This window comes from Actinokineospora sp. NPDC004072 (assembly GCF_053604195.1).
This window is the reverse complement of sequence record NZ_JBSGHB010000026.1, coordinates 82,601-91,066: the sequence shown is the minus strand read 5'-3', so window position 1 is coordinate 91,066 and position 8,466 is coordinate 82,601. Positions and strand designations below refer to the sequence as shown.

The 8,466-nt window shown below is 76.0% G+C and carries 7 protein-coding genes and 1 riboswitch; of the genes, 3 read left to right on the top strand and 4 right to left on the bottom strand.

Translation table 11 applies throughout. The features are described from left to right. Positions 1 to 167: 167 nt before the first annotated feature. From ACWEPX_RS30050 to ACWEPX_RS30040, 3 genes are read right to left on the bottom strand one after another with little or no spacing between them, the layout of a single operon-like run. Complete coding sequence (locus ACWEPX_RS30050; RefSeq protein ID WP_451900632.1) at positions 168 to 1,514, bottom strand: cobyrinate a,c-diamide synthase; 1,347 nt, start codon at positions 1,512 to 1,514, stop codon at positions 168 to 170. Then, a complete protein-coding gene (cobO, locus tag ACWEPX_RS30045; protein WP_451900631.1) occupies positions 1,508 to 2,122 on the bottom strand; it encodes a cob(I)yrinic acid a,c-diamide adenosyltransferase in 615 nt (204 codons plus the stop codon). Before cobO ends, ACWEPX_RS30050 begins: the two co-directional genes overlap by 7 nt. A 10-nt stretch (positions 2,123 to 2,132) precedes the next feature. After that, the gene (locus ACWEPX_RS30040; protein WP_451900630.1) at positions 2,133 to 4,088 is read right to left on the bottom strand and encodes a putative cobaltochelatase; all 1,956 of its coding nucleotides are present in this window, start codon (positions 4,086 to 4,088) and stop codon (positions 2,133 to 2,135) included. A 32-nt stretch (positions 4,089 to 4,120) separates the two neighbouring features. Continuing rightward, positions 4,121 to 4,289, bottom strand: a riboswitch (cobalamin riboswitch). A 73-nt stretch (positions 4,290 to 4,362) separates the two neighbouring features. Here ACWEPX_RS30040 and cbiE point away from each other — a divergent pair. The 3 genes from cbiE to ACWEPX_RS30025 are packed head-to-tail and all read left to right on the top strand — an operon-like array spanning position 4,363 to position 7,030. Continuing rightward, the gene (gene cbiE / locus ACWEPX_RS30035) at positions 4,363 to 5,559 is read left to right on the top strand and encodes a precorrin-6y C5,15-methyltransferase (decarboxylating) subunit CbiE (RefSeq protein ID WP_451900629.1); all 1,197 of its coding nucleotides are present in this window, start codon (positions 4,363 to 4,365) and stop codon (positions 5,557 to 5,559) included. Next, the gene (cobM, locus tag ACWEPX_RS30030) at positions 5,556 to 6,299 is read left to right on the top strand and encodes a precorrin-4 C(11)-methyltransferase (protein ID WP_451900628.1); all 744 of its coding nucleotides are present in this window, start codon (positions 5,556 to 5,558) and stop codon (positions 6,297 to 6,299) included. Before cbiE ends, cobM begins: the two co-directional genes overlap by 4 nt. Continuing rightward, entirely contained in the window at positions 6,296 to 7,030 is a 735-nt protein-coding gene (locus ACWEPX_RS30025) for a cobalt-precorrin-6A reductase (protein WP_451900627.1), read from the top strand. The genes cobM and ACWEPX_RS30025 overlap by 4 nt, the downstream gene beginning before the upstream one ends. Before the next feature lie 80 nt (positions 7,031 to 7,110). Here ACWEPX_RS30025 and ACWEPX_RS30020 read toward each other — a convergent pair whose 3' ends face one another. Continuing rightward, on the bottom strand, positions 7,111 to 8,460 hold the full coding sequence (locus ACWEPX_RS30020) for a glycoside hydrolase family 6 protein (RefSeq protein ID WP_451900626.1): 1,350 nt from the start codon (positions 8,458 to 8,460) through the stop codon (positions 7,111 to 7,113). Between the last annotated feature and the right edge of the window lie 6 nt (positions 8,461 to 8,466).

Sequence of the window (8,466 nt, the reverse complement as noted above, 5' to 3'; positions counted from 1 at the left end):
CCCGCCTTCACCGCCTTCACGCCCAAGCGGCGTTTCGCTTAGGGGTCCCCGCGAATGCGAGTTCACCCCATCGGACCACCCACCCAAGCCGCGCACCCACCGGCCACAGCCGCGCAACCAGCCGCTGCCCCCACCGCCGGAAGCCGCGAGACCACCCGACCCACCCGTCAGCAGGGCAGCGAGGTCACCCCCCGAGCAGCAGCCAGAAACCGCCGCACAGCCCCCACCTGCCCAGCCGGATGCGTATGCAGATACGACGCATGCACACCCCCCACAACAAACCCCTCCACCCCTCCACCCCACCCCCAAGCCGCCCTATCCCCCCACCCAGGCACAGTCCGAGTCCGATGAAACTCATGCCCAGTCACCCGTTCCCCCACCGCATACAGACACGACTCGGCCACAGCCACCGCATCCCGATACCCCAACACCAGCCGAGAACTCATCTCAGCCGCCACCGGCAACACCCCGCACATCTCCCACCCATCCAACCGCTTCCCCAGATACAGCAACCCCCCGCACTCCGCATGCACCACCACCCCCCGCCGCACCGCCGCCGCAACCTCCTCCCGCAGCCGCGCATTCGCGGCCAACGCCTCAGCATGCTGCTCCGGAAACCCGCCAGGCAGCACCAGCCCGGCCACCCCAGCAGGCAGCTCCGCATCCCGCACCGGATCCACCACCACAACCTCAGCCCCACCAGCCGCCAGCAACTCCACATGCTCGGCATACCCGAACGTGAACGCAGGCCCGCCAGCCACCGCGACCACCACCGACGACCCCCGCTCCACCTCCCGCTCAGCCGCCCACACCGAACCCCCCACCGGCGCCGCATCCGAAGCCGCCGCCACCACCGCGGCCAAGTCCACTGAGGACGCCACCAGCTCCGCCATCGCCTCCACAGCACGCACCGCCGACGCCCCCCGTTCCGCAGCAGGAACCAACCCCAGATGCCGCGACGGCACGTCCACCGCCCCAGCGCGCCGCAGCGCCCCCAGCACCGGCAGCCCGACGTCCTCGCACGCCGCCCGCAAGACCTCCTCGTGCCGCTCGGACCCCACCTGGTTCAGCACCACCCCCACCAGCCGCACACCCGGCCGGTACGACCGGAACCCGTGCAGCAGCGCGGCGATGCTGCTGCTCTGCCCGCGCGCGTCGACCACCAGCACCACCGGCGCGTCCAGCAGGCCTGCGACGTGCGCGGTGGAGCCGAAGCCGTTCTCGATGCGGCCGTCGAACAGCCCCATGACGCCCTCGACGACCGCGATGTCCGCCCCGGCCGAGCCGTGCCGGAACAGCGGGGCGATCCGGTCCTCGCCGACCAGGTTCGGGTCGAGGTTGCGCCCCGGCCGCCCGGTGGCCAGCGCGTGGTAGCCGGGGTCGATGTAATCCGGCCCCACCTTGAACGGCGCGACCCGGTGGCCGCGGGCGCGCAGGGCGGCCATCAGGCCGGTGGCGACCGTCGTCTTGCCGCTGCCGGACGCGGGCGCGGCGATGACCAGCCGGGCTACCACTCGATGCCCTTCTGCCCCTTCTGCCCGGCGTCCATCGGGTGCTTGACCTTGGTCATGCTCACCACGAGGTCGGCGGCCTCCACCAGGGCGGCGGGCGCGTCCCGGCCGGTGATCACCACGTGCTGGTGCCCCGGCCGCCCGGCCAGGGCGGCGACGACCTCGTCCACGTCGATCCAGCCCCACTTGAGCGGGTAGGTGAACTCGTCGAGCACGTAGAGGTCGTGCTGCTGCGCGGCGAGCCTGCGGGCGATCTCCCGCCAGCCCTCGCGCGCGGCCTCGGCGTGGTCGACCTCGGTGCCCTGCTTGCGCGACCACGACCAGCCCGAGCCCATCTTGTGCCACTGCACCGGGCCGCCCTCGCCGGTCTGCTCGTGCAGCCTGCCCAGGGCCAGCAGCGCCGACTCCTCGCCCACGCGCCACTTGGCCGACTTGACGAACTGGAACACCCCGATGTCCCAGCCCTGGTTCCAGCCGCGCAGCGCCAGGCCGAACGCGGCGGTGGACTTGCCCTTCATCTCCCCGGTGTGCACCAGCAGCAGCGGCCGGTTGCGCCGCTGCCGGGTGGTCATGCCGTCCTGCGGGACGACCTCGGGCTTGCCTTGGGGCATCGCGTCCTCCCTACGCCGCGCGGGCCGCGCGCACCACGCCCGCGACCGCGTCCGCCGACAGGTCCGCCAGCCGGACCCCGGTGCCGCCGATGGCGGTGGTCAGCCGGTCGGCGAGGCCGAGGCGGACCGGGCCGCCCTCGCAGTCGACCACGACCGCGGCCACGCCGTCACCGGCGAGCAGGGCGGCCGCGCGCTCGGCGTCGGCCAGCGGGTCGCCGCCCGGCCGGGCCGCCACGGTCGCCCGGCCGTCGGTGACCAGCACGAGCAGCGCCCGGCGGCGCGGGTCGCGCAGGCGCTCGGCGGCCAGCGTGCGGCGGGCGGTCAGCAGGCCGTGGGCCAGCGGCGTCCGGCCGCCGGTGCGCAGGTCGCGCAGCCGGGCGACGGCGGCCTCCACCGACGAGGTGGGCGGCAGGGCCAGCGTCGACTCCTTGCCGCGCAGGGTGATCAGCCCGACCTTGTCGCGCCGCTGGTAGGCGTCGCGGAGCAGGGACACCACGGCGCCGGTCACCGCGGTCATCCGCTTGCGGGCGGCCATCGAGCCGGAGGCGTCGACCACGAACAGCACGAGGTTGGCCTCCCGGCCCTCCCGCACCGTCCGGCGCAGGTCGTCCGGCCGCAGCTCCAGGGCCGTGCCGGTGCGCCCCCGCGCCCGCTGGTGCGGGGCGGCGGCGGTCACCGTGCCGACGATGTGCACGCCCGTGCCCCGGCTCGCGGCGCGCAGCGTGCGCCCGCCGCCCGCGCGGGAGCGGGAGCGGCGGCCGGGCGCGCCCTCGCCGACGCCCGCGATCTCCAGCCTGCGGGCCTTGAACGCCGGGTCGGGGGCGCCTGCCCGCTTGCCCTCGCCGTCGCCCTGCGGGGCGGGCGGGGCCTCCGTCTCCTGTGGACCGCCGTCCTCGTCGGGCCGGGGGGCGCCTGCGGGCGGGTCGGGGTCCGGCTCGGGCTCGGGGTCGTCCGCCGCCTCGGCCGCATCGCGCATGGCCTGGTCGAGCTGCTTGTCGTCGAGGCCGGGCTCGTCGAACGGGTCGCGCCTGCGCCGGTGCGGCAGGGCCAGCCGGGCGGCCACCTCGACGTCGGCCGCGGTCACCCGGTCCCCGCCGCGCCAGGCCGCGTGCGCGGTCGCCGTGCGGGCGACCACCAGGTCGGCGCGCATGCCGTCGACGTCGAACGCGGCGCACACGGCGGCGATCCGGCGCAGCTCGGCGTCGGGCAGGGCGATGCCGGGCAGGGCGGCGCGGGCGGCGGCGATGCGGTCGGCCAGCTCGGCGTCGGCGGCGGCCCAGGACCGCGCGAAGGCCACCGGGTCGGCCTCGTAGGCGAGCCTGCGCCGGATGACCTCGGCGCGGGTGTCGACGTCGCGGGCGGCGCGCACCTCCACGGTCAGCCCGAAGCGGTCCAGCAGCTGCGGGCGCAGCTCGCCCTCCTCGGGGTTCATGGTGCCGACCAGCAGGAACGCCGCCGCGTGGGAGACCGACACGCCCTCGCGCTCGACGTGGGCGCGGCCCATCGCCGCGGCGTCGAGCAGCAGGTCGACCAGGTGGTCGTGCAGCAGGTTGACCTCGTCGACGTAGAGCACGCCCCGGTGCGCGGCGGCGAGCAGGCCGGGCTGGAAGGCGCGCACGCCCTCGCGCAGCGCGCGTTCGAGGTCCAGCGAGCCGACCAGCCGGTCCTCGCCCGCGCCCACCGGCAGCTCGACCAGCCGGGCGGCGCGCTCGGCCCGGCCTGCGTGCGGGGCGTCGGGGCAGCGCGGGTCGGGGGCGTCGGGGTCGCAGGCGAAGCGGCAGTCCGGCACGACGGCGATCGCGGGGAGCAGGGCGGCCAGCGCCCGCACGACCGTCGACTTCGCCGTGCCCTTCTCGCCCCGCACGAGCACCCCGCCGATCCCGGGGTGGACGGCGTTGAGCAGCAACGCGGTGCGCAGGTCGTCGTGGCCGACGACGGCCGAGAACGGGTACCCGGCAGCGGGCATGCGGCAGTCCTCACTCCTCCGGGTCCGCGCCCGGTTCGTGATCACGCAGGGCCGAGTGTCCTGGCTCCCGGATCGCCGCGCCCGCTCCGGCCTTCCCGGTCGCCCGGTGGCACGCGGGGGAGGGGCGCTCCCCGGTCACAGTGGCGGGACCGCACCGGATTCGCACCGGTTTCCTCGCACACCCTGCTCGTTCGCAAGGCATCGTGTCAGACCGGGCGGGGGTGGGCCAAGCCACGTGGCGTGGATCTCCGGCCGCCGGTTAGCGTGTGCGCCCGTGGTGACGGTGGTGGGGATCGGCGCGGACGGGTGGGCGGGGCTCTCGGCCGCGGCCCGCGAGGCCGTGCTGGGGGCCGAGGTGGTCGTCGGGTCGGCGCGGCAGCTCGGGCTGCTGCCCGCCGCGGTCACCGCGGAGCGGGTGCCGTGGCCCTCGCCGCTGCTGCCCGCGCTGCCGGGGCTGGTCGAGGCCAACGCGCACCGCAGGCTGTGCGTGCTGGCCAGCGGCGACCCCATGTGGTATGGCATCGGCGTCGAGCTGAGCGCGCTGATCCCGGTGGACGTCCTGCCGCACCCGTCGTCGGCGTCGCTGGCGTGCGCGCGGCTGGGCTGGGCGCTGCAGGACGTCGAGGTGGTCAGCGCCGTGGGCCGCCCGGTCGAGCGGCTGCACGCCGCCGTGCACCCCGGTCGGCGGGTGCTGGTGCTCAGCGCCTCCGGGGAGACCCCCGCCGCCGTGGCCGCGCTGCTGCGCGAGCGCGGGTTCGGCCCCAGCGCGCTGACGGTGCTGTCCGACCTCGGCGGGCCGTCGGAATCGGTCGTCGAGGCGACCGCGGACACCTACTCGGGCACCGCGCCCGCCCTGAACGTCGTGGCGGTGCGGTGCGTGGCGACCGCGGGCGCGCGGCGGCTGCCCCGGGTCCCCGGCCTGCCCGACGACGCCTACGAGCACGACGGCCAGATCACCAAGCGCGAGGTGCGGGCGGTGACGCTGGCCGCGCTCGGCCCGGAGCCGGGCGAGCTGCTGTGGGACATCGGCGCGGGCTCGGGCAGCGTCGGCATCGAGTGGCTGCGCAGCCACCCCGCCTGCCGTGCGGTGGCGGTCGAGCCGCGGCCCGACCGCGCGGCCCGCGCCGCGCGCAACGCCGCCGCCTTCGGCGTGCCCGGGCTCGACCTGGTGATCGGCTCGGCCCCGGACGTCCTCGCCGGGCTGCCCCGGCCGGACGCGATCTTCGTCGGTGGCGGGGTGACGGCCCCGGGCGTGCTGGGGGCGTGCTGGTCGGCGCTGCCCGTCGGCGGGCGGCTGGTGGTCAACGCGGTGACGCTGGAGTCCGAGGCGCTGCTGGCGCGCTGGCGGGGCGAGGTCGGCGGGACGCTGACCCGGATCGCCGTGGAGCGGGCGGGGCGGCTGGGCGGGTTCACGGCGTGGCAGCCGCAGCGCGCGGTCACCCAGTGGCGCGTGGTCAAGGAGGAGATGTGACCGTTCACTTCGTCGGCGCCGGGCCCGGCGCAGCCGACCTGATCACGGTGCGTGGGCGGGACATCATCGCCGCGTCCCCGGTGTGCCTGTACGCCGGGGCGCTGGTGCCGGTGGAGCTGCTCGACGCCTGCCCGCCCGGCGCCCGCAAGGTCGACACGGCCAACCTGACCCTGGATGAGATCGTCGCCGAGATGGTCGCCGCCCACGCCGCCGGGCACGACGTGGCCCGGCTGCACTCCGGCGACCCGTCGGTGTTCAGCGCGATGGCCGAGCAGATGCGCAGGCTCGACGCCGCGGGCGTGCCCTACGACGTGTGCCCCGGCGTGCCCGCCTTCGCCGCCGCGGCGGCCGCGCTGGGCCGGGAGCTGACCGTGCCGGGGGTCGGCCAGACCGTGGTGCTGACCCGCACGGCGGCCCGCGCGACGCCGATGCCGCCGGGGGAGGACCTGGCCACCCTGGGCCGCAGCCGCGCCACGATGGTGCTGCACCTGGCCGTGCAGCGGATCGAGGAGGTCGTGGCCGAGCTGATCCCCCACTACGGCGCGGACTGCCCGGTCGCCGTGGTCGCGCGGGCGTCCCGCCCCGATGAGCTGGTGCTGCGGGGCACGCTGGGCACGATCGCGGCCGCGGTCACCGCCGCGGGCATCCGGCGCACCGCGGTGATCATGGTCGGCCGGGCGCTCGCCGCTGGCGACTTCTGCGACAGCCACCTGTACTCCGCCGCCCGGGACCGCGGGTGAGGGTGCTCGTCCTCGGCGGCACCGGCGAGGGCCGCGCGCTCGCGGCCGCGCTGCACCCCGACCACCACGTGATCACCTCGCTCGCCGGCCGGGTGCGCAACCCGAAGCTCCCGGTGGGGGAGGTGCGCGTCGGCGGCTTCGGCGGTCCTTCGGCGCTGGCCGAGTGGCTGCGCCGGGAGTCCGTCGACGCGGTGGTCGACGCGACCCACCCGTTCGCCGAGCGGATCAGCGCGTCGGCGGCCGCGGCGTCGGCCGCGGCCGGGGTGCCGCTCGTCCTGCTGCGCCGACCGGGCTGGACCGAGGGACCGGGCGACGTGTGGCACCGGGCGCCCGACCTGCCCGCCGCCGCCCACCTCCTCGGCGACCTCGGCGACCGCGTCTTCCTGACCAGCGGCCGCCAGGGCATCGCCGCCTTCGCCGCCAACCCCCAGTGGTTCCTCATCCGCTGCGTCGACCCACCCGACCCGCCACTGCCGCCCCGCTCCTCGGTCATCCTCGCCCGCGGACCGTACACAGTGGACGGCGAGCTGGCGCTCCTGCGCGACCACCGCATCGACGTGCTGGTGACGAAGGACAGCGGCGGCCCCCTCACCGCAGCCAAACTCGCCGCCGCCCGCGAACTGCGCATCCCGGTGGTCGTCGTAGACCGCCCCCTCCCCCCGGACGTCCCCGTCGTCCCCACTGTCGCCGACGCCCTGCGCTGGCTGGGCGTAGGCAGCGGGCCGAGCTGACAGGCCACTGAGGACGCCCAAGGAGGGGGCCCGGCTCGGGTGCTGAGCCGGGCCCCCTGGGCGGGCGCGCGGGCGGTGCCTCAGCCGCAGAGCGCGCCGTTGAGCTTGTGGTTGGTCGTCGTCGGGATTGGGCCGGTGCCGTTGTAGCCGAGGGTCACGGTGGCGCCTGCGGCGAGGTTTCCGTTCCACGCGGCATTGGTGACGCGGATGGTGTCGCCGGACTTGGACCACGTGCCGTTCCAGCCGTTGCTGAGGGACACGCCCGGGGCGGTGAACTCCGCCGTCCACGAGCTGACCGCGCTGCCGCCGTTGGTGATGACGACCTCCGCGGTGAAGCCGCCGGACCAGGAGTTGACGATCCGGTGCGTGATGCTGCACGAGCCCACCGGCGGGTTCGAGGTCGTCGTCGTGGTGGTCGGGTTCGTGGTGGTCGGGGGTGCGGCCTGGGCCAGTTCGTAGGCGCGCTGCGGGACGAACTGGCCTGCGCTGGCGATGCAGCCGTCGGCCTCGCCGGGCAGCTTCACCCACAGGAAGGCCGCGATCTTCGGGTCGCCGGTCTGGGTCGTGCTCGGCACGCCGATCGCGCGGCCCGGCGGGTCGCACCACTCGTCGCCCGCGGGGCCGTTGCCGTTGCGGCTGGTGTCGATGACCGCGGTGAGCCTGCTGTCGCCGAGGTTGTTCAGCACGGCCTTGGCGAACGGGATGACCTCGGAGTTGGCGCGGTAGTTCGACACGTTGGTCGAGATGCCGTCGGCGCTGTTGGACACGTCCGCGGCGCGCAGCCGGTTGGCCGCCTCGCCGGGGGTCAGCCACGCGGAGTGGCCGATGTCGAAGAACACCTTGGCCTGCGCGGAGCCCGCCTTGAGCCGCTTGCCCGCGTACGCCATCGACGCCCGGGTCTGCGCCTGCTGCTCGGCGCTCTGGCAGCTGCTCATCAGCGGCAGCACGTCCGGTTCGAGCACGATGTAGGCCGGTCGCCCCGCCAGGCCCGCCGCCACCTGGTCGACCCAGGCGCGGTAGGCGTCGTGGCTGGGCGCGCCGCCGCCGCTGGGCCCGCCGCAGTCGCGGTTGGGGATGTTGTAGACGACCATGATCGGGATCTTGCCCGCGGCGGCGGCCGCGCCGACGAAGGCTTCGACCTGGCCCCGCACGGTGCTGGTGTTGGTGGTGGTGAACCACTTGGCCTGCGGCACCGAGGCGATCCGGTCGCGGATCACGGGGGCGCGGTGGTCGCCGGGGTTGGCCGCGACCCAGCGGGCCGCTGAGGTGTCCGGGACGACGTAGAACTCCGGCGCCGCGGCCGACGCGGTGGGTCCGACCAGGGCGGCGGCGCCTGCGACGAGCGCGGTGGCCGCGGCGACGGCGCCCGCGGCGACGGCGCTGCGCCGGGAGCGGCGGACCGGGGGTGGCACGGGGGTGGCAGGGGGCACGATCGA

What these genes read in the sequence shown, in the direction of transcription:
- cobO (WP_451900631.1), bottom strand. Translation starts at nt 2,122, where the DNA reads ATGCCCCAAGGCAAGCCCGAGGTCGTCCCGCAGGACGGCATGACCACC.
- ACWEPX_RS30040 (WP_451900630.1), bottom strand. Translation starts at nt 4,088, where the DNA reads ATGCCCGCTGCCGGGTACCCGTTCTCGGCCGTCGTCGGCCACGACGAC.